The following is a 24,156-nucleotide window of genomic DNA, read 5'->3' as shown; positions in this document are numbered from 1 at the left end:
GAGAAGCTGAGTGACGAGAGTGGCCCAGGGAATTCTCCCGGACCTCTTTGATACCTCTTTCATGAAGATAGCCCTGGACGCAATGGGGGGTGATTTTGCCCCTCAAGCTGCCGTCGATGGTGCTGTGCTGGCGGCAAAAGCGCTGGCGGGCAAGGCACAAATTGTGCTCATCGGCCAGGAAGATGCTGTACGCCCTCTGCTTCAGCAACACGGCGCCGATGCCGAAAACCTGATTCTGGTGTCTGCTTCGCAGATTATCGAAATGGGTGAGCACCCGGCTAAAGCCTACCAGCAAAAGCAGGATTCCAGTATTGCCGTGGGCTACCGGATGCTGCATGCCGGAGAGGTAGAAGCTTTCTGCTCCGCCGGCAACACGGGCGCCATGCTTGTGGGTGCCATGTTTAGCGTGAAACCAGTACCCGGCGTGATGCGCCCTGCCATTGCCAACTTCGTTCCGAAGCTGCATGGTGGCCTAGGCATTTTGCTGGACGTGGGCGCTAACGCAGAATGCAAGCCCGAAATGCTGGAGCAATTCGGCGAACTGGGCTCCCTGTACGCACAGTACGTATTGGGCATTGAGCGTCCGAAAGTTGGCCTTATGAATTTGGGCGAAGAGGAAGGTAAAGGCACTGCCATTACCCAAGCCACGCATCAGCTGCTGAAAGTGAACCCACACATTCACTTCATTGGCAATATTGAAGGCCGGGATCTGTTCAACGACAAGGCCGACGTGATTGTGTGCGACGGCTATACGGGCAACGTGATGCTGAAAATGGCCGAGTCGATTTACGACATCATGGCTGAGAAACAGATGTTGCTGGACCCATTCTTCAACAAATTCAACTACGAAGCCGTGGGTGGTTCCCCCATCCTGGGCATCAACGACAACGCCATTATCGGGCATGGAGTAAGCACGCCTACTGCTATCTGCAATATGCTGCACCAAGGTTACCAGATGGCTAGCTCTGGCATTTCCGACCAGATAAAAAATACCTTTAAGTCCTAAGCGACAAAGTCCGGCCAAGAGCCGGACTTTTCTTTGCCGCGCTTTTTTGTCTCCTCTCTAATGAAGATTACCGCTGCCATTACTGGAGTGGGCTCTTATGTGCCCGACTACGTGCTCACAAATCAGGAACTTGAAACGATGGTTGACACAACCGACGAGTGGATTATGAGCCGAACCGGGATTCAGGAGCGACATATTCTGAAAGGTGAAGATCAGGGCACTTCCGTGATGGGCATTAAAGCCGTAGAGCGGCTACTGGCTAAAACCGGCGTAGCCGCCTCGGATATAGACCTGCTCATCTGCGCCACTACCACGCCTGATCTGGTTTTTCCGGCAACTGCCAACATCATCTCGGCTGCTATTGGCGCTACAAAAGCATTTAGCTTCGATATGCAGGCCGCCTGTTCAGGCTTCATGTATGCGCTGGCCACCGGCTCTCAATTTATAGCCACGGGCACTTACAAAAAGGTAGTAGTAGTTGGCGCCGACAAAATGTCGAGCATCATTGACTACACTGACCGCTCCACCTGCATCATCTTCGGTGATGGCGCGGGTGCAGTGCTCTTGGAGCCCAACACTGAGGGTCTGGGGCTCCTGGACCAGGAACTCCATTCCGATGGTAATGGCGAGCAGTACCTGCACCAGAAAGCCGGCGGCTCCCGCCGGCCGCCCTCTGCCGAGACCGTAGCCAAGCGCGAACATTACGTGTATCAGGAAGGAGCCGCTGTGTTCAAGTTTGCCGTGAAAAATATGGCCGACGTAGCAGCGCAGGTTTCCGAGCGCAACGGGCTCACCGCCGATACCATTGACTGGCTGGTACCTCACCAGGCCAATAAGCGTATTATTGATGCTACGGCTAACCGCGTAGGCATCGGCCCCGAGAAAGTGATGTTAAATATTCACCGGTACGGTAACACCACCAACGGTACCATTCCGTTGTGCCTGGCTGATTATGAGCAAAAGCTCCGCAAGGGCGACAACCTGATTATTGCTGCATTTGGTGGCGGCTTTACCTGGGGTTCCCTGTACCTGAAATGGGCCTACGACCCCAAGCCCGACCCTTCCGCTGCGTAATTCCAGCGGCGCGAAACCAGAAAACCTCTATACTTGCACTCCCGACGTGCCGCCCCGCCATCTTTCCGGGGCGGCACGTTGCGTTTCCACCCTGTTTACTCATTTACTGAACGTTGAAGATATAGGCTCAGCACAGCCGTTTCCGGTATTTTTCAGCCTAGTTTTCCTCTCTTAACACCTTCTTCCCACCATGGCCACGACCGCAGATTTTCGCAACGGGCTCGTTTTGAATTACAACGGCGAGTTGCACGTCATCACCGAATTTCAGCACGTGAAGCCCGGCAAAGGCCCGGCCTTCGTACGCACCAAACTCCGCAACATCAAAACCGGCCGTGTGCTTGACAACACGTTCAATGCCGGCGTAAAAGTTGAAACGGCTCGCGTAGAGCAACGCCCGCACCAGTACCTGTTCAAAGACGAGTATGGCTACACGTTCATGGACAATGAGACGTTTGAGCAGGTAGTGTTGCCCGAAGCTATGGTGCCCTTCGCCGACCTAATGAAGGAAGGCCAGGTAGCCACCATCCTGTTCCACGCTGAAACCGAGCAGCCTCTCACCGCCGAGCTGCCTACTACGGTTGAACTAGTTGTAACCTACACCGAGCCCGGCCTGAAAGGCGACACAGCTACTAACACGCTGAAGCCCGCTATTGTAGAAACGGGAGCCCGCATTCAGGTGCCACTGTTCATTGATACCGACACCAAAATTCGCATCAAGACCAGCGACTACTCCTATGTCGAAAGAGTCAAATAAGCCGTCCAGCAACCCCTCTCCCGCCGCCATGAAAGCCAAAGAATTACAGGAACTGATCGACTTTATTGCGAAGTCGGGTCTGAACAAAGTGAACATTGAAACGGAGGAGTTTAAAATCTCCGTTCAGCGCGACCCCAGCTACAAGCCCGTAGTGAGCATGTCGGCTCCCGCGGCAGCGCCAGCTCCGGCCGCAGCGCCCGCTGCTGCTCCAGCTCAGGCGGCCCCGGCAGCAGCTCCCGCTACGGCGGCGGCCTCAGCTACGGAAGCTGCCAGCGGCGGCAACCATGTTCCGCTGAAGTCGCCCATGATTGGCACGTTCTACCGCAGCAGCGGCCCCGACGCCCCTGCCTTTGTGCAAGTTGGAGACTTAGTTGAGAAGGGTCAAGTGATTTGCATTATCGAAGCCATGAAGCTGTTCAACGAAATTGAGGCTGAGCAATCAGGCCGCATCGTGAAAGCCATGGTGGAAAATGCTTCGCCGGTTGAGTACGACCAGCCATTGTTCCTCATTGAGCCAATGTAATTTGAGAACCGAGAAGTGAGAGCTTAGAATTCAGAAGAGCAACGCCGTACAGGCCTAGCCTGAGTTCTAGGCTCTCACTTCTCACTTCTACCCCAGCGCTGTGTTCAAGAAAATATTGATTGCCAACCGGGGCGAAATTGCATTGCGCATTATTCGTACCTGCAAGGAAATGGGCATTAAAACGGTGGCCGTTTATTCTACTGCCGATAAGGAAAGCCTCCACGTACGCTTTGCCGACGAAGCCGTCTGCATTGGTCCGCCCTCCTCCGCTCAGAGCTACCTGAGTATTCCCACCCTGATTGCTGCGGCCGAGATTACCAACGCCGACGCTATTCATCCGGGCTATGGTTTCCTCTCGGAAAACGCTGAATTTTCTCGCGTATGCCAGGAGAACGGTATCAAGTTCATCGGGGCTTCGCCCGAGATGATCAATCAGATGGGTGATAAGGCCTCGGCCAAAGCCACGATGATTGCCGCTGGCGTGCCCTGCATTCCTGGCTCCGTAGGCCTGCTCGACTCAGTGGAGCAAGGCAAGAAAGTTGCCGCTAAAATTAAGTACCCCGTTATTCTGAAGGCAACCGCTGGTGGCGGTGGCCGCGGTATGCGCATCATCAACTCCGAAGAGGACTTTGAGAAGGCATGGAACGATGCGCGCACCGAGGCCAAAGCAGCATTCGGTAACGATGGCGTGTATCTAGAGAAATTTGTGGAAGAACCTCGCCACATCGAGATTCAGGTGTGCGGCGACCAGTTCGGCCGCGTGTGCCACCTCTCTGAGCGTGACTGCTCCATCCAGCGCCGCCACCAGAAGCTAGTCGAAGAAGCACCTTCACCGTTCATGACGGATGAGCTACGGGAGAAGATGGGCAAGGCCGCCATTGCGGGCGCCTCGGCTATTGGTTACGAAGGCGTGGGCACCATTGAATTCCTGGTTGACAAAAACCGTGACTTCTATTTCATGGAGATGAACACCCGTATTCAGGTGGAGCACCCCGTGACGGAGGAAATCATCAACTATGACCTCATCAAAGAGCAAATAAAGGTAGCAGCTGGCATCCCGATTTCGGGCAGCAACTACTACCCCAAAATGCACGCTATGGAGTGCCGCATTAATGCCGAGGATCCAACCAAGGATTTCCGTCCTTCGCCCGGCAAAATCACGGTGCTACACATTCCTGGCGGCCACGGTGTACGCGTAGATACCCACGTATATGCGGGCTACCAGATTCCGTCTAACTACGACTCCATGATTGCTAAGCTCATCACCGTGGCGCAAACCCGTGAGGAGTGTATCGTGAAGATGAAGCGGGCCCTGTCAGAATTCGTAGTCGAAGGTGTGAAGACTACCATTCCCTTCCATTTGAAGTTGATGGACAACGCCAAGTTCAAGGACGGTGACTTTACCACGAAGTTCTTGGAAACTTCATTCGACTTTTCAGAGCTATAGGCCACTTACTCCCAGCACAAAAAAGCTCAACCCTCACAGGTTGGGCTTTTTTATTTGGCAAAGTATCACGCACCTGGATTATAGACACTCTAAAGGTGAGTACTCACTCATCTTTAAGGTCAGATGCTATGTTAAGTGAAAGCACTGCCTACTAAATAGAAAACCTATCATTATAGCACCACTAAGGAGTCAATACAGCATATGATTAACAAAATGTTATTGAATAATACCGTGAAAAAGCCAGTACTATTGTAACGTTCTCATTACCCCACAACCAAAATTCCCACTACATGACTACACTGCTACAGCGGCCTTTGCTAGGCCTGCTGCTAGGTGGAGCTTTGCTTACCGCATCGTGCTCCAAAGACAACCTAGCCCCTTCCGCACCTGCTCCAGTTGCAACCCCTGCTCCCCAAAATGCTACTGCCGTTAACGGGGTTATGCTCCAGGGCTTTTACTGGGATGTACCCCTGAGTAACACGCAAGGCACTTGGTGGCAAGTGCTCGGTAGCAAGGCCACCGAGTTTAGCACGGCAGGTTTTACAGCAGTATGGTTGCCCCCGGCATACAAGGGCGGCAGCGTGTACGATGTGGGCTACGGCGTTTATGACCGCTACGATTTGGGTGAGTTTAACCAAAAAGGCACTGTTGCCACCCGTTACGGCACTCTGGCCCAACTACAGTCAGCCATTACGGCGCTACATGGCAAGGGCATTCAGGTGTACGAAGACATGGTAATGAACCACCTGACGTCGGCGGATGCTCAGGAGCAATTCAACTATAACGGCACGAACTACAATGTGTATACCAGCTTCACTTATCCGGGGCGAGGCAACACGTACAGCTCGTTTAAGTGGCATTACTATAATTTCAACGGTACGCAGCAAGCACCTAATAATGGCTGGTACCAATGGAATGCCTGGGACTTCCAGCCCTACGCCAACGGTGATGCCTATGACAACCTGCTCGGATCTGAAATCCGCTACGCCGACGTTAACCAACGCACCGAAACCAAGAACTGGGGCAACTGGATTACCACGAAGCTAGGACTTGATGGATACCGGCTTGATGCCACCAAACACATTCAAACTTCCTTCGTGAATGAATGGCTGGATGCGGTAAAGGGCACCAGCGGTCGTTTCGCGGTGAGTGAAGCATGGTTCCGCAACCTCTCTGACATGAACAACTACGCAGCAGCTACCGGCGGGCGTACTAGTCTGTTTGATGTGCCTTTGCACTACACCTTTCAGAGCATGAGCAGTGGCAACGGGGCCTGGGACATGCGGGGCCTGCAGTTTGCCGGCTTCACCGAAGCTAATGGCCCTCTCTCGGTATCCTTTGTTGATAACCACGATACTGACCAGCAAGGTGGTGGATTGTACTCGCCTGTGGTTAACCTTAAGATGCTGGCCTACGCCTATATTCTGACGCGTGAGAAAGGCTACCCCTGCGTGTTCTACAAAGACTACTACAACTATAACCTGGGCACGCAAATCAGTAAGCTGATGCAAATTAGAAAGGCAAATGCTTATGGCTCTGCCTATGAGTATACCAGCGTTGATGACGCCGACTACTACGCATATTCTCGCTCCGGCGACAGCACACACAAGGGCCTTATGCTGGTGCTCAACGATGGCGGCAGCGCCCGTACGAAAGGCATCACCTCCCCCTTCAAGAGTGCCACGCTAACCGACAAAACCGGCAATTACGGCGGCACCATCACCACCGACGCCAACGGTTACGGCAACTTCCCGGTGCAGGCGCGCAGCTATTCCGTGTGGGTGCCTAACTAAGCAGGCCACTTCTAAAACAGGCTGAAGCTTTCAACAACAAGAAAGGCTGCCCTAGTAGGCAGCCTTTCTTGTTGTGTAGCCAGTTGTGCTAGTGCAACATAGTTATGCTGGCGTACCGTGCTCGATTTCGTGCACAAGCTCGCCATACCACTCTTCGCCATACTTGCGCACCAGCGGTTCCTTAAGGAACTGATAGATCCGGACGCCCAGATTAGCGCCAAAGGAACAGGCTGGGTTGCAGATGTTCCAACGGTCATAGTTCAGTGCGTCGAAGTCTTCGTACTTGGTGATGCGGATGGGGTATAAGTGGCAGCTGATGGGCTTTTTGAAGCTGGTAGCGCCGGCCAGGTAGGCCTGCTCAATGCCGCATTTCAGGATGCCTCGCTCGTCGTAGAGCGCATAGGCACACTCCCGGTCATTAATGGTGGTGGTGCTGTAATCCCCCTCCCAGTCTTTTATATAAAGGCCTTGCTGCTCAATGGCCTGCTGGCCGGCTTCGGTCAGGAAAGGTTTGATGGCCGCGTATTCCTGTTCCAGAATCTGCAGCTCACCTGCTTCCAGAGGAGCGCCCAAATCACCCTCAACGCAACAGGCACCTTTACAGGCCTCCAGGTTACAGACGAAAAAATTGTCGCGCACGTCATCGGAGATGACGGTGTTTTGTATAATGATCATGGTATGATTTGCTCGCCGAGTGGTGCCTGCTGTTTCTCAATAAGTAGCGAAGCGACTCAGCCAACACCTATGCCACCAGCCCGGTTCACTGTGAGAAACAAAGCGACAAAGATACCGGAATTAGACCAGCGCCAGCAAAACCTGCTCCGTTAGCTCGCATTGCCGCACGTGGGAATATTCAGCCTGTGCCCGGCGGCTCGCCGACTGGCCTAGCTCCTGCCGGAGGGCTGGCTGCTGCAGGCACTTAAGCACCTGCTGCACGCAGGCTTGCACATCGCGCAGGGGGTAAAGCAGGCCGGTTTGCCCGTCCTGCACAATTTCCAGGGTGCCGCCGGTAGCACTGGCTACCACTGGCAGGCCCGATGCCATAGCCTCAATGGTTACCATGCCATACGTTTCGCTCACCGAGGCCAGCACAAACACATCAATGGCGCGGTAAAACACTTCCGTCTGGGAGCTGAAGGGCCGGATGTGTACTTGCTGCTCCAGACCAAGCCGTGTGATTTGCGCCTGCAGCTGCTGCCAATAGGCGTCGCCCTCGTTGCGGGTCAGCTCGCCCATGAGTACCAGCTCTACTGCCTGCTGATGTTGGGTGCGGAGCTGGTGCAGCACTTCAAGCACAAAGTCCTGCCCTTTGCCATCATCAAAGCGGCCCAGCACTCCCAGCAGCGCGGTTTCGGCAGGTAGCTGGAGCTGCTCCCGCGCCTGAGCTTGGGTAACACCTGGGGTCACAAAGCGGTGCAAATCAATTCCCAACGGTACCACGTGCACCCGGCCCGGTTCAAAGCGCGTCATTTCTGCTACTTGTCGGGCCAGGCCAGGCAAAGGTGAAAGCCAGGCATCCAGCAGGGCAAAACGCTTGGTGTGAAACCAGTCGCGCTTAGGAATCCCTATTTGCATGTGCTGCTGGTACACAATGCGTAGCTCATTGCCCATGAGCAGCTTAAGTAGCATTACAAAGCCCAGATCTTTATTCTGCGTGACTAAAAGCAACCTGATGCTATGTGCCCGCAGGTACTGTGCCAGCCGCCAGGCGGTAGTGAAGGCCAAGGACTTCCGGCGGGCCGCTACGGTTATGTAAGCCAAGTGCTCACGTGCGGCCCACTCAGCAAGGGGTGATTCAGGCGGCACCAGCAGCGTAATGGGCCAGCCCCGTTCCCGCATCCAGCCAGAAAACTTGATTGTGTTAATCTCTAGGCCACCCAAACTTTCAGAAAGACACAGAACAGCCATTGCGGCGCGCGACTCAGCCCTATGGTTGGCTGGGGTACTTGCGTGGGTGCGGGCTGCTTCTGGCTGGCTTTCTACTCCTTTCCCTGTGCTCATTGATGACAACTGCTTGCTGAAACCGAATGCGAAGTAACAGTGTGGCGAGGTAGGACCGGTAAAAGATTTTGGGCTGGCCCCAACCAAAACTCCTTATACGGCCTCTGCTGGCCCGATGGGATGTCAGCGAAAAACAGGTATTTGGAAGTTTCCTTGCCAGCGCATTACCTTCGCCCTACCAATTCTTTTCGACCAAAGGATTGTTTTTATACAGAGGCGTGGAGAGACAGGCTCTATGAAACGCCGGCAACCCCCAGTTACTGGAACGGTGCCAAGTCCTGACCATATAAAAACAAGTTGCCGTGGCTACTACCAACAACTTCCTCGCTTTCTCTGCTGCTCACGTTGCTCCGCAATCGGTTAACCGACCTATGGGCGTTTTGTCCGTTGCTCTGGTTTTGGCAGGCCCCTGTTGTTGTTGGTAAACACATTTTTGCCCTAGGCCACTTCCGGCCTGGTTTGCGGCTTGCTGCCGCCTCCTCTTCCTGCTTTTTAGATCCTGCAAGCCCTTCTGCTCTACAGTTTCTAAAGTCATGTTAAGCACATATATACCAAGTGCTTACCCGTGAATACACTGCTTCTTACAGACTGCAGGAAGACACCATTTGCAGCTGTCAGCTGTTCATTCAATCAGTGCATTTCCAGGTAGCCTACTTACCGCCTAAGAGGCTATGCTGCGCTTATTATCTCGGGGCCGCTGGGTTCCCGTACCCTCCTCTCATACTTCATTCTTTCCTTTTCTGATGGCTCACGCTGCAAAGCCGATTGGCATTTATTTCGAACATCCTGAGTGGTTTAAGCCCCTTTTCGCCGAGCTAGACCGCCGCGGACTGGCCTACGAGAAAATCGACGCCGCCCACCACCTCTTCGACCCGTCTGAGAAAGAGAGCCGCTACTCGCTCGTGGTCAACCGCATGAGTTCCTCAGCTTACCTGCGCGGCCACGGGCAGGGTATCTTCCACACGGCTGGCTATGCTACGCATCTGGAGCGTATCGGCACCCGCATCATCAATGGTTCGGCAGCTACGGCCATTGAAACCAATAAGGCCCGCCAGCTCTCCCTGTTTGCTTCACTGGGCCTGAAGTTTCCGAAGTCGTTTGTTATCAACCACGCTTCTCGCGTGCCAGATGCGGCCCGGCAGCTTCAATTTCCTATTGTGGTGAAAGTGAACATTGGCGGGAGCGGTGCGGGTATTATTCGCTTTGATACCATTGAAGGAGTAGAGGCTGCCGTAGCCGCTGGCCAGATTGACTTGGGCATCGACCAGACCGCTTTGGTGCAGGAGTACGTGACGCCCCGCGGTGGCAACATTCACCGGGTAGAAACCCTTGATGGCAAGTTCCTGTACGCCATGAAAGTGTACACTACCGGTGAAAGCTTCAACCTGTGCCCCGCCGAAATCTGCCAAATTCCGGAGGAGCAGTCGGCGGAGTTCTGTCTCACCGAAGCGCCCAAGAAGGGCATTCAGGTAGAAGCTTTCACGCCCCCGGCCGAAGTTATTGCAGCAGTGGAGCGCATTGTGGCCGCTGCCAAGATTGACGTAGGCGGCATTGAGTACCTCATTGATGACCGCACCGGCGACGTGCTGTTCTACGACATCAACGCCCTCTCAAACTTCGTGGCCGACGCCGTGAACGTGGTAGGCTTTGACCCTTACGCCCGCTTCGTAGACTACCTCGAAACGCAGCTACCCGGTGCTACGTCGGGCACAGAACTAGCTACCGCTGACGAATTAACTTCTTCACCCGCTGACCTAATCGCGCAATAATGAGATACGGATATTGGATGCCCGTTTTTGGCGGGTGGTTGCGCAATGTGGAGGACGAAAACATGCGCGCCGACTGGGACTACGTGAAAACGCTGGCCCAACGCAGTGAGGAGTTAGGCTACGACCTTTCCCTTATTGCGGAGTTGAACCTCAACGACATCAAGGGTGAAGAAGCTCCTTCCCTGGATGCCTGGAGTACGGCGGCGGCCTTAGCGGCCGTTACCAAGAAACTAGAGCTCATGGTGGCCGTGCGGCCTACCTTTCACTCCCCTGCTCTGCTAGCTAAGCAAGCCGCCAACATCGACCATATCAGTGGCGGCCGTTTGTCGCTGAACGTAGTGTCATCATGGTGGCAGGATGAGGCCAAGAAGTACGGCGTGCACTTTGAGCAGCACGACGACCGGTATGCCCGCACCGCCGAGTGGCTGCACGTAGTAGACAACCTCTGGAAGCAGGACCATTTTACCTTCGAGGGCAAGTTCTACAAGGTAACTGACTCCATTCTGCAGCCCAAGCCCGTCTCGCGCCCGCGGCCATTCATTTACGCCGGCGGCGAATCCGAGGCAGCCAAAAATCTCATTGCGGCCCAGTGCGACGGTTACGTAATGCACGGCGACGAGCCGGAGGCCATTGGCCGCCGCATTCAGGATCTGAGCCAGCGCCGTGAGAAGCTAGGCCTGCCCCCTATGAAGTTTGGGGTGGCGGCGTACTCCATTGTGCGCAACACCGAGCAGGAAGTGAAGAAAGAGCTGGAGCGCATTACCAATGTGAATGGCTCGGCCGCAGGCTACAAAAACTACCAGCAGTGGCTGGCCGGCACGCAGCTGGAAAACCAGGTATCGCTGCAGGATTACTCCGTATCAAACCGCGGCCTGCGTTCCGGCCTCACCGGCACCCCCGACCAGGTAGCCGAGCGCATTGCGGCCTTTGAGGCGGTGGGTGTAGATCTTTTCTTGCTTCAGTGCAGCCCGCAGCTAGAGGAAATGGAGCGCTTCTCCGAAGCTGTCATTCAAGTACTGGCCTAGGCCACTTGCAAGAACGATAGGCTTTAGAACAGTCATTCCGAGCGGAGTGAGGAATCTGAGTTTGCTGCTTAGGAGCAACTTTGATTTCTTTCCTTGCTCGGAATGACTGTTTCAAGCTACCGCTACCAGCTGCTTGTTCTTATTCTTGCTTACTCTTACCAGATAGAATCAGCTATACCAGCTGCTCAGCTTGCAACAATATTTGCAGAACCGGTGTCTTTCCGGGAAGCCGGGCGCTTCTGACTAAAGCTGGTTTTCATCAGCTTTAGTGGGCCAACAGGCCAGATTATCATCATGCACGAGTACGTGGTGGAGCGCCGTCGTTAGCTGCAAGAAGAGCGCACCCGCCAAGATGCTCGGGTTACTGCTGCTCTGAGCGTAGTGACTGGCGCCGTGGTAGGTGTAGTCCTCAACCTAAGTAGTTACCTGGGGCGGGCCGTAGTATGGCCCCAGGGAATTCAAGCGGCTCCCGATTGGTTTAGCTTGGTATGGGTAGCGCTATAAATAGTGGCGCTGCGTGAGGGCAAAGTCAATTTGATTTTATGGATTGGCCTGAGTGCTCTGATGGGACTGGTGTACTCCTGGCTTTTCTAGACCAAGGCACATCACTCAGTACCGCAAATCGGCCTCGGCTTTCCCCTCTCAAAGCCCTACCTTTGCTAACAAGCCAACAAGCTTAGTTTCCGATTAACTGACCGAATGGGACTCGATTATCTCTCTTTATTGAACCCCTCGCAGGCCGCCGCCGTGATGCAAATCGATGGCCCCTGCATGATTATAGCCGGTGCCGGCTCGGGCAAAACCCGGGTACTCACTTACCGCATTGCTAACCTGCTGGAAAAAGGGGTTGATCCGTACAATATACTGGCTCTCACCTTTACCAATAAGGCGGCCAAGGAAATGCGCGCCCGTATTGAGAAGGTAGTGGGTCCCAACGCCAAAAATCTGTGGATGGGTACCTTCCACAGCATCTTTGCCCGCATTCTGCGCTCCGAAGCCGACAAAATCGGTTTTCCTCGCTCCTTCACCATTTATGATACCCAGGACTCTAAAACCCTGATTACGCAGATTGTGAAGGAACTGGAGCTCGATGATAAGCTCTACAAGCCCGGTTTGGTGCTGGGGCGAATTTCAGCGGCAAAGAACAAGCTGATTTCGGTGCAGCAATACCTTAACGACCCGGTAATTAAGCAGGACGACGAGGCAGCGCTCCGGCCCAAGATTGGTGTGCTGTATCAGCAGTATCAGCAGCGTTGCTTCAAGGCCGGCGCCATGGACTTCGACGACCTGCTTTACCAGACTAACGTCCTGTTCAAAGACCACCCCGATGTGCTGAACAAGTACCAGAACATCTTCAAGTATGTGATGGTAGATGAGTATCAGGATACCAACTACTCGCAGTATCTTATTGCGCGGAAGCTGGCGGCTAAGGAGCGGAACATCTGCGTGGTAGGCGATGATGCGCAAAGCATTTACGCCTTCCGGGGCGCCGATATTCAGAACATTCTCAACTTCGAGAAAGACTACCCTGAGCTGCAGGTGTTTAAGCTAGAGCAGAACTACCGCTCCACCAAGAACATTGTGTGGGCGGCTAACTCGGTTATCAAAAACAACCAGGCTCAGCTGCGCAAAGACGTGTTCTCCGACAACGAAGACGGCCCGCTGATTGAAGTATTAAAGGCGGCTTCTGATAACGAGGAGGGCAAGCTGGTGGCCCAAAGCATCTACGAGGACAAGATGAACCACCATCTATCCTACGATGACTTTGCCATTCTGTACCGCACCAACGCCCAGAGCCGGGCCATGGAAGAATCGTTGCGCAAGCTCAATATCAAGTATAAGATTGTTGGCGGCCTGAGCTTCTACCAGCGCAAGGAAATTAAGGACTTAGTGGCCTACCTGCGCCTCACGGTGAACCCCAACGACGAGCAGGCCCTGCGCCGCGTCATCAACTACCCCAAGCGCGGCATCGGCGACACCACGCTGGCCAAGCTTATTAATGCGGCCGAGGAGTCGAACCATACCATTTGGGAGGTGGTCAGCAACGCCGACAAGTTTCTACCGGCTCGCACGGCCAACCCAATTGTTGATTTCGCGGAAAAGATTAAGGCTTACACTGCCGTAGCAGCTAAAGAAGACGCCTTTGAAGCCGCGAAATTTATTGCCAAGAACTCGGGCATGATTGAGGAGCTCTATGCTGATAAAAGCATCGAGGGCCTTTCCCGCTACGAGAACATTCAGGAACTCCTGAACGGCGTGAAGGCCTACACCGAGGACCCCGAGCGCGAAGACAAATCATTGGGCGCTTTCCTGCAGGACATTGCCTTGGTTACGGACGCCGACACGAAAGACGCCCAGAGCGAAGGTGAGCAGGTGACGCTCATGACGATTCACTCGGCTAAAGGTCTGGAGTTCCGCAACGTGTACATCGTGGGTATGGAGGAAAACCTCTTCCCTTCCCAGATGATGATTACCTCCCGCGCCGACCTGGAAGAAGAACGCCGCTTGTTTTACGTGGCCATCACGCGGGCCGAGAAGAAGCTGACGCTAAGCTACGCTACTTCGCGCTATCAGTGGGGCAACCTGCGCAGTTGCGAGAAGAGCCGCTTCCTGGATGAAATCGACCCTCAATACGTTGATTTCAAGTTTTCTGCCAGCCCCGCTGGCGGTGCCATGGATTCGCCTTTCGGCCACGTGCTGGAGCGCCGCAGCAACCTGGTGCCCCCCGCCCCCCGCAAAACCGTAGCCACCAAATATGTTGCTCCCTCCGACTTCCAGCCTTCTGATACCTCTAACCTGCAGCACGGGCAGCGCGTGGAGCACCCAAAGTTCGGGTTCGGCCAAGTAACTAAGCTGGAAAACCAGAATGGCTCCGTTAAGGCCATCATCCAGTTTGAGGAAGTGGGCGAGAAAACCTTGCTGTTGAGCTTCGCTAAGCTGCGGATTGTATAGCGTGCTTTAAAGCTTATCTGGATCAGGCGAGGAGTATAGGGTAGTGCTAGGCCACTCCTATGTTCCTCGCCTTGCTTCAGTTGACCTATCTAGCTTCCCGAACAAATTTGGCGTACCTGCGTCTTACGGTACAGGAAGTTGGTTGTGCAGAGGTATCTGGGCCTGTTCTTAAGTCTGCACCCGGTACTCAAATAGTGGCCTAGCGCGTGATTTTGGTCTCTCTGCATCGGCAGCTTAAGAATAAAGACTACGTAAGTCTTAAAAATTATTCAATTTCACCTCCACAATTCCCCTCTTCACCTGCTGAGCTTAGCTGCGCTTTCACGCAGATAGGCCTACGGGTGCGGATTGGCGTATATTTGTTCGGCAGAATCTTTCTGCCTTTGCTTCACTATGACTCTTCCTTCTCTTCATAAACACGAACTCCTCCAGCGTGAGTACGGTCAGAGCACCTTTCAGCTCGTCCAGCAGCTCCGCGACATCGAGGACCGCGCCGAGCGTACGCGCCGGGCGCAGCAAATCGTGCAACTTATCTTCCGGCTGCAACCCAGCCTCCGCGACCAGCCCGACGGCCAGCAAAAGGTGTGGAACCATCTGTTTGAAATGGCCGATGGTGAGCTTGACGTAGATAGCCCCTTTCCACTGGCTGCCCCGGCTAACCAGACCAAACCCGCCCGGGTGGCCTACCCCAGCAAGGGGCCCAAACTGCGGGCGTATGGCCGCGCCGTGGAGCAGCTCATAGAGCAAGCCATTGCCCTGGAAGACCCCACCGAGCGTGAGCAAGCTACTATTGTGATTGGGCGGACTATGAAGTTTCTGTACCGCTCCCACAACAAGGAAAATGCCAAGGATGTCACCATTCTGAAACATTTAAAAGAGCTCTCGGCGGGCAAGCTTGCACTCGACCCCGCTCAGGTGGATGCGCAGAATCTCTTTGAGTTTACTACTTCCCCCGGTGGCCGCCCTGCGCCATTTATCGTACCTCAGCCTCGCCAAGAGCGTGAAAACCGACGCGGTAGCTCCGGCGGTAACAATAACCGGCGCGATAAGCAGCGCCGTGGTGGCAAAAAAGGCCGCCAGGAACCACAACAACCTCCGCAGTAATTTTTCTTTGCAGGAGCTGTAAGGTAGCACCACGACGCTGGAATGAACGAACCCAAACGTATTCTAGTCTCTTGCTGCTACCTCTTGGCTTCTAACACCTCTCCTACATGGCCTCTTTTGAAGTAATTGGCGGTAAAGCGCTGAAAGGCGAAATCGTGCCCCAGGGCGCCAAAAACGAAGCGCTCCAGATTTTATGTGCCGTTCTGCTCACCGATGAGCCCGTCACTATCAGCAATATCCCTGATATCCGCGACGTCAATAAGCTCATTGAGCTGCTGCGCGATATGGGCGTAAAGGTGGGCAAGCTGTCAACAGACACCTACCGCTTTCAGGCTGACGCCGTAAATCTGGACTATCTCGATACCCCCGAGTTTGTTGCACAGGGCCGCTCGTTGCGTGGCTCGGTTATGATTCTGGGGCCGATGTTGTCGCGCTTTGGCAAATGCCAGCTTCCTAAGCCCGGCGGCGACAAAATCGGCCGTCGTCCCCTGGATACTCACTTTGTAGGCCTGGAGAAATTGGGCGGTAAGCTCACCCTGGAAGGCAAGGACTTCTACCGCATCAGCACGCAGGGCCGCTTACACGGCGCTTATATGCTGCTGGATGAAGCTTCCGTAACCGGTACTGCCAACATTGTAATGGGCGCGGTATTGGCCGAAGGCACTACTACCATTTACAATGCTGCCTGTGAACCTTATTTGCAGCAGCTTTGCAAAATGCTGGTGCGCATGGGCGCCAAAATCAGCGGTATTGGCTCTAACCTGCTCACTATTGAAGGCGTGGAGCGCCTGGGAGGCACTGAGCACCGCATGCTGCCCGATATGATTGAAATCGGCTCCTTTATTGGCCTGGCGGCCATGACGGGCTCCGAAATTACGATTAAAGACTGTCAGATTCAGGAGCTAGGCCTCATCCCGGATACCTTCCGGAAGCTGGGTATTCAGTTAGAGTTCCGTGGCGACGATATCTTCATACCGGCCCAAGAGCACTACGAGATTGATACGTACCTCGACGGCAGCATCCTGACCATTTCCGACCACACCTGGCCGGGCCTTACGCCCGACCTACTGAGCGTAATTTTGGTGGTAGCTACTCAGGCCAAAGGCACGGTGCTCATTCACCAAAAAATGTTCGAGTCGCGCCTGTTCTTTGTGGATAAGCTCATTGATATGGGCGCGCAGATTATCCTCTGCGACCCGCACCGCGCTACCGTTATCGGCCTCGACCAGCGTAACCGCTTGCACGGCATCACCATGACCTCCCCCGACATTCGGGCGGGTGTGGCCCTACTAATTGCGGCCCTCTCCGCCGAGGGCCGAAGCGTAATCGAAAACGTGGAGCAAATCGACCGGGGTTATCAGTACATCGATAAGCGCCTAACGGCGCTAGGTGCCCAGATTCGTCGCTTGTAATATTAGTCCTATAATTCAGTAAAAGCCTGCCTTCAACCGAGGGCAGGCTTTTTCTTTGCTTGTATACAGATACTTCTATACTTGACGTTACATCTATAAGGAGCATTAGTGGAGTTGGCATCTCATTTTTATACACTACGCTTATGAAAATTGCCGCATGTAATGTATTTGCTATCAGCATCTTGCTTTTTAGCGCTTGTAGTAAGCAGCAGGAGCCTGGCACGGAGGATAAAGCACTTCATGCAATTGAATTGATGGAGGCTCCTCAGCTTGATGCATCAGCTCCGCCGCCCCCCGAAGCGCCACCTGCTCCGGAAGCGCCACAACCTGGCCTACCAACCGATGGCTCTGTTCCCACGGCTGCCCCCGCTTCTGCTCGCAAAATCATCTACCACGCGGAGGTGCGTGTGAAAGTAGACGACCTGGTGAAGACCAACGCCCGGATGGACAGCCTCACCCATGCCTATGGCGCTTATATCTCGGATGCCTCGGAGGAGCGGCAGGAAGGCCAGTGGGAACACCAAATGAAAATACGGGTGTTACCAGGCCAATTTCAGAAGCTGCTAAACAGCCTTAATGGCCTAGGCATTCTCCAATCAAAAACGCTCAGCACTGACGATGTTACTTCAGAACATGCTGATGTGTCAGCTCGACTACGGACCAAACGAGCCGTTGAGCAGCGCTATGTAGCATTGCTCGCGCAGGCCAAGAAGATTGCTGATATTCTGGCTATTGAAGAAAAGATTGGGCAAGTGCGCGAGGAGATAGAATCCACGGAAAGCCGACTCAAAACACTCAACGACCAGATCGGCTACTCTACCATTACTCTTACCTATTTCCAGACGCTACCCCTCAACCGTCCCGATGCCCCCATTCTTTCCTTTGCCAGCCGCTTTACCCAAGCATTTTACAACGGCTGGGAATTGCTGACTGGACTAGTGTTGGCCTTGGTGACAGCCTGGCCGCTGCTGTTGCTGGGAGCCGTAAGCCTGTTTGCCATGCGCAGTTGGCGGCAGCGCCAGCGCCGCCGGGCACAGTTGGCAGCAGATGAAGGTTAGGCCACTTACAGTCAAATAAAAAGTCCCGCCGGTAGCTACCGGCGGGACTTTTTATTTGACTGTAAGTGGCCTAATCAAAAATCAGGTCAATGACGGCAGTAACCAGGGAGAGCACGACACTGAATATCAACGCCGACACAAAGCCATCTACTTCAAACCCTGTAAGCAGGTAGCTGGCCATCATCACAATCAACGCATTAATAACCAGCAGGAACAGGCCTAGCGTTAAGATGGTGATTGGGAAACCAATGATTTTGAGAATGGGCTTAACAACCGCGTTCAGAATAGCCAGTACGATGACTAGGATAATGGCATCACTGAAGCCGCCAATGTGAGAGCCTGGCAGGAATTTAGCCAACACATAGGTAATGATGGCTGAGAGCAGAAACTTGAGAATAAATCCCATGATTGGTGTAGGGGTTGAGTTGAGGAGAGAGTTGCTAAGCCCATAGGAATAAGACTATACTCCGATACGCAAAAACCCCGCATGCGTTGGGTTCTGGCTACTTCTCCGTAGGCCGAGCCTTTAACCGGCCCTGCGAAACACCCATCCAGTTGGCCATATGGTAGAGCAGGCGGGCTCCTACAATGGCGTTCCACTCCGTGTCGCCGGGCGCCACCTCGTTCAGGTCGCAGCCGATGATGATACGGCCTGAGCGTACTACCATGCGCAACAGATATAAGGCCTGCTCAAACTCCAGGCCACCCGGTACGGGCGTGCCCGTGCCGGGGCACAGTTTGGGGTCGAGCCCATCTATATCAAAGCTCAGGTAGACCTTCTGGGGTAGTTGAGCAATAATCTTCTTGCACTCCTTCTTCCAGGATTTCCCACCCAGCATCTCGGCCTGCAGGAAACGGTCGGCGAAGAGGGCTACGCGGCCATTGCTTTGCTCAATGTACTCGGCCTCCTGCTGGCAGTAGTCGCGGATGCCAACCTGCACCAGCTTCTTTACCTGCGGGAGCTTGAGAGCGTTATACATGATAGAAGCATGGGAGTATTCAAAGCCCTCGTAAGCGGGGCGCAGGTCGCAGTGAGCATCAATCTGCAGAATGCCAAACTCTTCATGGCGCTCTGCCAAAGCGTGCATATAGCCCAGGGGGGTGCTATGGTCGCCGCCCAGCACTACCACGCCTTTACCGGCATCGAGTAAGGCCCCAGTTTTGGCTTTCAGCCACTCCAGCAAGGCTAAGCCTTTAACCCCAATGCGTGCAGGGACATCTGAGAACTGGGCATGCGCCTCCTCCGGCTCGCCGTCTTCCAGCCAGCCAATATATTCTTCGGCGGTTGGGCGTAGCTCCAGGCTTTGCGCTGCAATTTGCTCATCGGGCTCTTCCATGGCCAGGCCCATGCGCCAGGCGTCGGGCAAGTCTGGGTCATAGAGGTCAACCTGCAGGGAGGCCTCCCGAATGGCGGCGGGTCCTTCGGCGGTACCCGCGCGGTACGACACGGTAACTTCCCATGGTACGGGCACTACTACAACCTGGGCTTCTTCGGGTGTAAAGGGCAAACCAAAGATACCACCGGCGGAGTCGCCGAGGGCATTTGGGTCGAAGCTGGCAAGTTTCTGTTCCAGAGAAGATTTGGTCGAATCAGTCATAGGAAGGAAAAAGTGAGGGTAGGTAAAGCAAGAAAGGCCGCGGCCTCCGCTGCACTAGCCCAGAGCCAAGTAGCTCTGCCCCAGCACCGGAGGCCACAAGAACGAAAATAGAGGCCTGGCGGCCCGTAAAAGCATTAGTTAGGCTGTTGCCCGCCCATGAAGTCATAGGTACGAATGATTTCCAGAATCTTCTCAAACGTATCGCGGTCGAAGAAGATCATGAGCGGCAACTCCACGGAGTTTGCCTTATCTGAAAACTGCGTGATAACGCTAAAAATCAGTGGCTGCACCATGGGCCGATCCAGCATTAGGCTTTGCAGTGCCTTGGCCATATCATCGTGCGGATTCACGGGCGGGGCGCCGTATATATTAGCCTTCAAAATATTGGCCAGCTGCGTTACCAGCGCGCCGGTAATGATGTTACTGATTTCCAATAGCAACGACTCCTGCATCTCATCAATCTTAATGGAGTCAGAAGTGGTCATGCGGAGGCACACGCGCGAAAGACGCTGCACATGCTGGCCAGAAAAGAACATGAGCGTAGTGCCATTGAACTCCCCCCGAATGTCAGACTGGATAATGACATGCTGCTCCTGCAGTTCCCGCACCTTCTCCAGGATGCTTCGGCCCGAAACAATGTTTAGGTTAGGAACCTCAAGCAGCACCTTTTCCTGGGCAATAACCGCGAACGAATCGGCGGCGCGAGCCAACCCGATGTTCAGGATTTCGCGGATAATGTCCCGCTCCAGTTCCGTCATGTGCAAATCCATAGGGAGTCTTTCAATTGGTGAGGCTACTGGCCTAGGCTAGTAACCGGAGGTCTGCAATAGGGTTGTTAAGGTCGGCGGGCTAAAAACAAACGGGTAAGCGCCGGTACATCAAGCACCAGGCATACTTGTCCGCTGCCAAGCAGCGTAACACCACCAAACAAATCAATGGTATCCAGCGGTTTGCTCATGGGTTTAATCACGATGTCTTGCTGACGCAGGAAACGATCAACGATAAGGCCCAGTTTGCGGTTGCTGTAATTTACGATAATGATGTCTTGACGCCCGCTCAGTTCTGCTTTGCTGGCCGGCGGCAACGGCCCATCACCGTTATGAAGCAGGCGGCGCAACGGCACCACCGCTAAGTTTTCATCCTGCACGCGGGCCAGCAGCATGCCGCCCACCACATGGAAATCATCCGGCATCAACGACACTACGGAGTCGGTGTGCATAAGCGGAATAGCGTAGTTGCGCTCCTCAAGCACAAACAAGAGTGCGCCCTTTACTGCAATTGAGGTGGGAAGAACCAGCGTGAACGTAGTACCCTGGCCTAGCACCGAATCTACGCGCAACTGCCCGCCCAACGAGTCGATTGCCAACTTCACCACATCGAGGCCCACGCCCCGACCTGATATTTCCGTGACTTCCTTCGCCATTGAAAAGCCGGGCTCAAACAGGAAAGCTCGGACGGCATCATCGTCAAGCGTAGCAGCAGCTTCGGCTCCAATTAGGCCCCGCTCTACGGCTTTGCGGCGCACACTTTCTACGTCAATACCACGCCCGTCATCAATCACCTGAATCAGTACGTCGTCGCGTTCCGTTTGAGCAGAAAGGGTGAGGTTTGCCTGCGCTGCTTTACCAGCGGCTATTCGCTCTTCTGAAGTTTCTAAGCCGTGCCCTATAGCATTGCGCACCAGATGCAGCAAAGAGTCAGTGATGATTTGCAGAATGTTGCGGTCAATCTGGATGTCCTCACCAATAACTGTCAGCTCCACATCCTTCTGCTCGGCGGTAGCTACGTCACGCACTACCCGCGGGAACTTGTTGAACAGTGAGCCTACTCCCACCAGGCGCGCATCCATCACGCTGTACTGTAGGTCATCGGCGATGCGTGAGAAGTGTGCTGCCGCGGCCACCAGGGCCGGGTTACCAATCTCCTGGCTAAGCGTCAGGATTCGGTCGCGGTCAATAATTAATTCGCCCACCAAGTTGAGCAAGTGGTCAAGCTTCTTGATTTGGATGTATACCAGATCAGACAGCTCAAGCTTGCGGTTGGCTTCCTCTTCCTCCTCTTCTTCCTCGTCCAGAATGGGCGCTTCGCCTTTGCTCAGGCGGTCCAGGTTTTCAAGCAGGCGGGAAATATCCGGTGTTTCCTGCTCGGCCCCCACAGCGCGCACCATTTCTCCAATGGTGTCAATACCATCGAACAGCACAGGTACCACGGGCCCTGTGAAGGCCATATCCTTGCTTCGGATCAGTCCGAAGATGGTCTCCATATGGTGGGCAGCCTCCCCAATTTGGGTGTAGCCCATTGCCCGGGCGTTAGATTTCAGGTTGTGCATGAGCCGGAAAAGCTCATTCAGGGCGGGCTCATCAGAAGGGTTGCGTTCCAGCTCACTGATGTGGCGGCTCATGGCGTCGTAATACTCGAGCGCCTCCGCCATAAATATCTCGCGGTACTCCTGTTCCCTCGACTTCATCGTGACAAAGCTTGGGAAGGAGCGGAAGCAAAACTAATGCGGCTGGTAGCCTGGGTGCGCACGTGACCTAACACGAGGTCAGCGATGGCAGCCAATGGCGCTACAGCCGTAACATAACCGGCTTGAATCGCCGACTTAGGCATGCCAAATACAGCTGAGGTGGCTTCATCCTGGGCCAGCACAGCACCTCCTTTTTCCCGTATGGATCGGGCACCCGCAGTGCCATCGTAACCTAAGCCAGTTAAAATTACGCCCAGCACATTGCGCCCTACACTCTGGGCTGCTGATTGCATAAGAATATCAACTGAAGGTATTTCCAGGCTGGCTTCCTGCACGAAATTTACCTGCCACCCCAGCCATGGATAATTACCACTCGCCTTAATGGCACAGTTAAAGCCGCCGGGAGCAACTAATACCTTGCCGGCCTCCAAGATTGCACCTTCGGTGGCGGCCTGCACGGGCATCATTGATGCCCGGCGTAGCCTTTCAACCAGCGTTTGGGTGAAAGAAACGGGCAAATGCACGGCTACTAAAACTGCCCATTCAAAATCAGCAGGCAATGCCCGCAGCACCTGCTCAACGGCAGTAGCTGCCCCGGTAGAACCGCCAATTACTACCACACCTTGGGGCGGTAACGGAGTAGCCTGCCGGCGTAGCACACTACTTGCAGCAACAGAAGCTGTAGTCTTGGGCAGGGCAGCCTGCACTTTCCGCCTGACCTGGCGTCCCCATTCTGCAATTTTTGACCCATCGTGCAAGGGTGCTGCCGAGAGGTAATCATTCACGCCAAAGCGAGCCACTTCCCTCAGCATACCCGGCAAGGGTGCCTGAGTAGTATACAGCAACACGGGACCATTGTAATGGCGGCGTAGTTGCTCTAAACCCAATAGTTGGCTTTCCCCTACCACCACTAAGCTTGGCTGCAAGCGCCGCGCCTGGCGGGCCAGTTCATCTGCACTCACGGCTGTGCCCACTACCCGCATAGAGGGGGCAGCATGCAACAGCCGCGTGAGCTCTGCCGACACAAAAGTGGGCAGGTTGCCGAGCAATAAGGTGAAAGAGGGAGTTGTGTTGAGCACGGAAAAAAGTGCGGATTATGTAGATCAGCTACCAAAATGGGTAGCTAAGCAGGCGTAAGCAGCCTGAGCTAAGCTTGACTCGACTCTGAATCCTGCAAGGCGCTTCCTACAATTTCCAGCACTTTCTCCTCGGAGAAAGGCTTTACAATGTAGGCAGTTGCACCGCTCTCTAGGGCCTCGTTTACAATTACCTCCTGGCCTACGGCGGAACACATAACCACTTTTACGTCAGGCTGCTCCTGCCGAATACCTTTCAGTACGTCTAGGCCAGTGTTATCGGGCAGAATAACGTCAAGCGTAATCAGGTCGGGTTTAGTTTGGGTTGCAAGTTCCAGAGCCTGCTGGCCATTAGCCGCCTCTCCTACCACATCATAGCCGGCATCGGTGAGCATGTTCTTGAGCATCGTGCGCATGTAGAAAGAATCGTCGACGATGAGAATGCGGTTTTTCATAAGAGAAGAGGTATTTCAGAAGAAAAGGAAGGAAGCTGGACAATGCCTTTGGTTAGGCCTTTGTACGCGTAGCTGCAGCGGAAGATTCTGCTTTTGGCTGCAACTGCATTATTTCCGCGGGGGTGAGCAGCTTTAGCATATCCAAGACCACCACTATGCGGCCGTTGATCTTGGCAATTCCTTCAATGTATTTGTCGTGGATGTTAATGTCTTGGATGAACTCGGGAGCCTTTTCAATAATTGACACCGGAATTGATAGGGGCTGTGGCACCTCCCGCACCATAATGCCAATGGTGTAGTCCTTGGCTTCAATAGCCAGGGTATAGGTAATTCCGGCTGGTTCAGCGGTGGCGGCCCGCAACTGAAACCGCTCCTCCAGGTCAATTATGGTGATGATATCACCCCGCAAATTGGCAATACCCTTCACGAAGGAGGGGGTTTTGGGCATGCGAGCAATTTCGGGGGTAATGGTTACCTCCTTCACTTGCTCAATACGAATACCATACTCTTCATCTCCCAATCGGAAAACGATAAGCTGGATAACCGCTTCTTGTTTGGCGTTCTTATCGGCGTCGGGCATACCTAAAATGAGGGAGCAGCACCCCAAACTATCTTAGGATAGATGGGGGCCGCGTCCAAGAC

At 54.1% G+C, this 24,156-nt stretch carries 21 protein-coding genes and 1 riboswitch; of the genes, 12 read left to right on the top strand and 9 right to left on the bottom strand.

The window, feature by feature from the left end:
* Positions 1 to 61: 61 nt before the first annotated feature.
* The 6 genes from plsX (at position 62) to HMJ29_RS15865 (ending at position 6,597) form a co-directional block, all read left to right on the top strand.
* Positions 62 to 1,006 carry a phosphate acyltransferase PlsX gene (gene plsX / locus HMJ29_RS15890; protein WP_171592407.1) on the top strand — a complete coding sequence of 315 codons (945 nt, stop codon included), beginning with the start codon at positions 62 to 64 and terminating at the stop codon, positions 1,004 to 1,006.
* Positions 1,007 to 1,066: 60 nt separating this feature from the next.
* Entirely contained in the window at positions 1,067 to 2,080 is a 1,014-nt protein-coding gene (locus HMJ29_RS15885; RefSeq protein WP_171592406.1) for a beta-ketoacyl-ACP synthase III, read from the top strand.
* A gap of 190 nt (positions 2,081 to 2,270) precedes the next feature.
* Positions 2,271 to 2,834: an elongation factor P gene (gene efp, locus HMJ29_RS15880; RefSeq protein ID WP_088842420.1), complete on the top strand. Its 564-nt coding sequence runs from the start codon at positions 2,271 to 2,273 to the stop codon at positions 2,832 to 2,834.
* Positions 2,835 to 2,862: 28 nt separating this feature from the next.
* Complete coding sequence (gene accB, locus HMJ29_RS15875; protein ID WP_171593372.1) at positions 2,863 to 3,357, top strand: acetyl-CoA carboxylase biotin carboxyl carrier protein; 495 nt, start codon at positions 2,863 to 2,865, stop codon at positions 3,355 to 3,357.
* Between the two features lie 100 nt (positions 3,358 to 3,457).
* Entirely contained in the window at positions 3,458 to 4,804 is a 1,347-nt protein-coding gene (gene accC / locus HMJ29_RS15870) for an acetyl-CoA carboxylase biotin carboxylase subunit (protein ID WP_171592405.1), read from the top strand.
* A 290-nt stretch (positions 4,805 to 5,094) separates the two neighbouring features.
* The gene (locus HMJ29_RS15865) at positions 5,095 to 6,597 is read left to right on the top strand and encodes an alpha-amylase (RefSeq protein WP_171592404.1); all 1,503 of its coding nucleotides are present in this window, start codon (positions 5,095 to 5,097) and stop codon (positions 6,595 to 6,597) included.
* Positions 6,598 to 6,699: 102 nt separating this feature from the next.
* Here the strand turns inward: HMJ29_RS15865 and HMJ29_RS15860 are convergent, their stop codons facing one another.
* Positions 6,700 to 7,272, bottom strand: a complete 573-nt coding sequence (locus HMJ29_RS15860; protein WP_171592403.1) for a DUF3109 family protein — start codon at positions 7,270 to 7,272, stop codon at positions 6,700 to 6,702.
* A 120-nt stretch (positions 7,273 to 7,392) separates the two neighbouring features.
* Entirely contained in the window at positions 7,393 to 8,598 is a 1,206-nt protein-coding gene (locus HMJ29_RS15855) for a glycosyltransferase family 4 protein (RefSeq protein ID WP_171592402.1), read from the bottom strand.
* A 203-nt stretch (positions 8,599 to 8,801) separates the two neighbouring features.
* A riboswitch (SAM riboswitch) is annotated at positions 8,802 to 8,891 on the top strand.
* Between the two features lie 450 nt (positions 8,892 to 9,341).
* Here HMJ29_RS15855 and HMJ29_RS15850 point away from each other — a divergent pair.
* From HMJ29_RS15850 to HMJ29_RS15825, 6 genes are all read left to right on the top strand, one after another.
* A complete protein-coding gene (locus tag HMJ29_RS15850) occupies positions 9,342 to 10,367 on the top strand; it encodes an ATP-grasp domain-containing protein (RefSeq protein WP_171592401.1) in 1,026 nt (341 codons plus the stop codon).
* On the top strand, positions 10,367 to 11,392 hold the full coding sequence (locus tag HMJ29_RS15845) for an LLM class flavin-dependent oxidoreductase (protein ID WP_171592400.1): 1,026 nt from the start codon (positions 10,367 to 10,369) through the stop codon (positions 11,390 to 11,392). Before HMJ29_RS15850 ends, HMJ29_RS15845 begins: the two co-directional genes overlap by 1 nt.
* Before the next feature lie 699 nt (positions 11,393 to 12,091).
* Positions 12,092 to 14,344: an ATP-dependent helicase gene (locus tag HMJ29_RS15840; protein WP_171592399.1), complete on the top strand. Its 2,253-nt coding sequence runs from the start codon at positions 12,092 to 12,094 to the stop codon at positions 14,342 to 14,344.
* A gap of 393 nt (positions 14,345 to 14,737) precedes the next feature.
* A complete protein-coding gene (locus tag HMJ29_RS15835) occupies positions 14,738 to 15,448 on the top strand; it encodes a DUF4290 domain-containing protein (RefSeq protein ID WP_171592398.1) in 711 nt (236 codons plus the stop codon).
* A 107-nt stretch (positions 15,449 to 15,555) separates the two neighbouring features.
* Positions 15,556 to 16,860, top strand: a complete 1,305-nt coding sequence (gene murA / locus HMJ29_RS15830; RefSeq protein WP_171592397.1) for a UDP-N-acetylglucosamine 1-carboxyvinyltransferase — start codon at positions 15,556 to 15,558, stop codon at positions 16,858 to 16,860.
* Between the two features lie 143 nt (positions 16,861 to 17,003).
* The gene (locus tag HMJ29_RS15825; protein WP_171592396.1) at positions 17,004 to 17,918 is read left to right on the top strand and encodes a DUF4349 domain-containing protein; all 915 of its coding nucleotides are present in this window, start codon (positions 17,004 to 17,006) and stop codon (positions 17,916 to 17,918) included.
* A gap of 70 nt (positions 17,919 to 17,988) precedes the next feature.
* Here HMJ29_RS15825 and HMJ29_RS15820 read toward each other — a convergent pair whose 3' ends face one another.
* From HMJ29_RS15820 to HMJ29_RS15790, 7 genes are all read right to left on the bottom strand, one after another.
* Positions 17,989 to 18,324, bottom strand: a complete 336-nt coding sequence (locus HMJ29_RS15820; RefSeq protein ID WP_171592395.1) for a phage holin family protein — start codon at positions 18,322 to 18,324, stop codon at positions 17,989 to 17,991.
* A 97-nt stretch (positions 18,325 to 18,421) separates the two neighbouring features.
* Positions 18,422 to 19,516: an agmatinase gene (gene speB / locus HMJ29_RS15815; protein ID WP_171592394.1), complete on the bottom strand. Its 1,095-nt coding sequence runs from the start codon at positions 19,514 to 19,516 to the stop codon at positions 18,422 to 18,424.
* 134 nt (positions 19,517 to 19,650) lie between these two features.
* On the bottom strand, positions 19,651 to 20,286 hold the full coding sequence (locus tag HMJ29_RS15810; protein ID WP_244679158.1) for a chemotaxis protein CheC: 636 nt from the start codon (positions 20,284 to 20,286) through the stop codon (positions 19,651 to 19,653).
* 65 nt (positions 20,287 to 20,351) lie between these two features.
* Positions 20,352 to 21,983, bottom strand: coding sequence for a chemotaxis protein CheA (locus HMJ29_RS15805; RefSeq protein ID WP_171592393.1), 1,632 nt, complete (start codon positions 21,981 to 21,983; stop codon positions 20,352 to 20,354).
* Positions 21,980 to 23,062, bottom strand: coding sequence for a chemotaxis protein CheB (locus HMJ29_RS15800; protein ID WP_171592392.1), 1,083 nt, complete (start codon positions 23,060 to 23,062; stop codon positions 21,980 to 21,982). Before HMJ29_RS15800 ends, HMJ29_RS15805 begins: the two co-directional genes overlap by 4 nt.
* 68 nt (positions 23,063 to 23,130) lie before the next feature.
* Positions 23,131 to 23,514, bottom strand: coding sequence for a response regulator (locus tag HMJ29_RS15795; RefSeq protein WP_171592391.1), 384 nt, complete (start codon positions 23,512 to 23,514; stop codon positions 23,131 to 23,133).
* A 52-nt stretch (positions 23,515 to 23,566) separates the two neighbouring features.
* Positions 23,567 to 24,094 carry a chemotaxis protein CheW gene (locus HMJ29_RS15790; protein WP_171592390.1) on the bottom strand — a complete coding sequence of 176 codons (528 nt, stop codon included), beginning with the start codon at positions 24,092 to 24,094 and terminating at the stop codon, positions 23,567 to 23,569.
* Between the last annotated feature and the right edge of the window lie 62 nt (positions 24,095 to 24,156).

It is taken from the genome of Hymenobacter taeanensis (genome assembly GCF_013137895.1).
GTDB lineage: Bacteria > Bacteroidota > Bacteroidia > Cytophagales > Hymenobacteraceae > Hymenobacter > Hymenobacter taeanensis.
The sequence above is the reverse complement of the archived record's forward strand: the minus strand, read 5'-3'. Positions and strand labels throughout refer to the sequence as shown.

Bases quoted from the DNA above. Each gene is read 5' to 3' on its own strand.
- plsX (WP_171592407.1), top strand. From the start codon at position 62: ATGAAGATAGCCCTGGACGCAATGGGGGGTGATTTTGCCCCTCAAGCT.
- HMJ29_RS15885 (WP_171592406.1), top strand. From the start codon at position 1,067: ATGAAGATTACCGCTGCCATTACTGGAGTGGGCTCTTATGTGCCCGAC.
- efp (WP_088842420.1), top strand. From the start codon at position 2,271: ATGGCCACGACCGCAGATTTTCGCAACGGGCTCGTTTTGAATTACAAC.
- accB (WP_171593372.1), top strand. From the start codon at position 2,863: ATGAAAGCCAAAGAATTACAGGAACTGATCGACTTTATTGCGAAGTCG.
- HMJ29_RS15865 (WP_171592404.1), top strand. From the start codon at position 5,095: ATGACTACACTGCTACAGCGGCCTTTGCTAGGCCTGCTGCTAGGTGGA.
- HMJ29_RS15860 (WP_171592403.1), bottom strand. From the start codon at position 7,272: ATGATCATTATACAAAACACCGTCATCTCCGATGACGTGCGCGACAAT.
- HMJ29_RS15855 (WP_171592402.1), bottom strand. From the start codon at position 8,598: ATGAGCACAGGGAAAGGAGTAGAAAGCCAGCCAGAAGCAGCCCGCACC.
- HMJ29_RS15850 (WP_171592401.1), top strand. From the start codon at position 9,342: ATGGCTCACGCTGCAAAGCCGATTGGCATTTATTTCGAACATCCTGAG.
- HMJ29_RS15845 (WP_171592400.1), top strand. From the start codon at position 10,367: ATGAGATACGGATATTGGATGCCCGTTTTTGGCGGGTGGTTGCGCAAT.
- HMJ29_RS15840 (WP_171592399.1), top strand. From the start codon at position 12,092: ATGGGACTCGATTATCTCTCTTTATTGAACCCCTCGCAGGCCGCCGCC.
- HMJ29_RS15835 (WP_171592398.1), top strand. From the start codon at position 14,738: ATGACTCTTCCTTCTCTTCATAAACACGAACTCCTCCAGCGTGAGTAC.
- murA (WP_171592397.1), top strand. From the start codon at position 15,556: ATGGCCTCTTTTGAAGTAATTGGCGGTAAAGCGCTGAAAGGCGAAATC.
- HMJ29_RS15825 (WP_171592396.1), top strand. From the start codon at position 17,004: ATGAAAATTGCCGCATGTAATGTATTTGCTATCAGCATCTTGCTTTTT.
- HMJ29_RS15820 (WP_171592395.1), bottom strand. From the start codon at position 18,324: ATGGGATTTATTCTCAAGTTTCTGCTCTCAGCCATCATTACCTATGTG.
- speB (WP_171592394.1), bottom strand. From the start codon at position 19,516: ATGACTGATTCGACCAAATCTTCTCTGGAACAGAAACTTGCCAGCTTC.
- HMJ29_RS15810 (WP_244679158.1), bottom strand. From the start codon at position 20,286: ATGGATTTGCACATGACGGAACTGGAGCGGGACATTATCCGCGAAATC.
- HMJ29_RS15805 (WP_171592393.1), bottom strand. From the start codon at position 21,983: ATGAAGTCGAGGGAACAGGAGTACCGCGAGATATTTATGGCGGAGGCG.
- HMJ29_RS15795 (WP_171592391.1), bottom strand. From the start codon at position 23,514: ATGAAAAACCGCATTCTCATCGTCGACGATTCTTTCTACATGCGCACG.
- HMJ29_RS15790 (WP_171592390.1), bottom strand. From the start codon at position 24,094: ATGCCCGACGCCGATAAGAACGCCAAACAAGAAGCGGTTATCCAGCTT.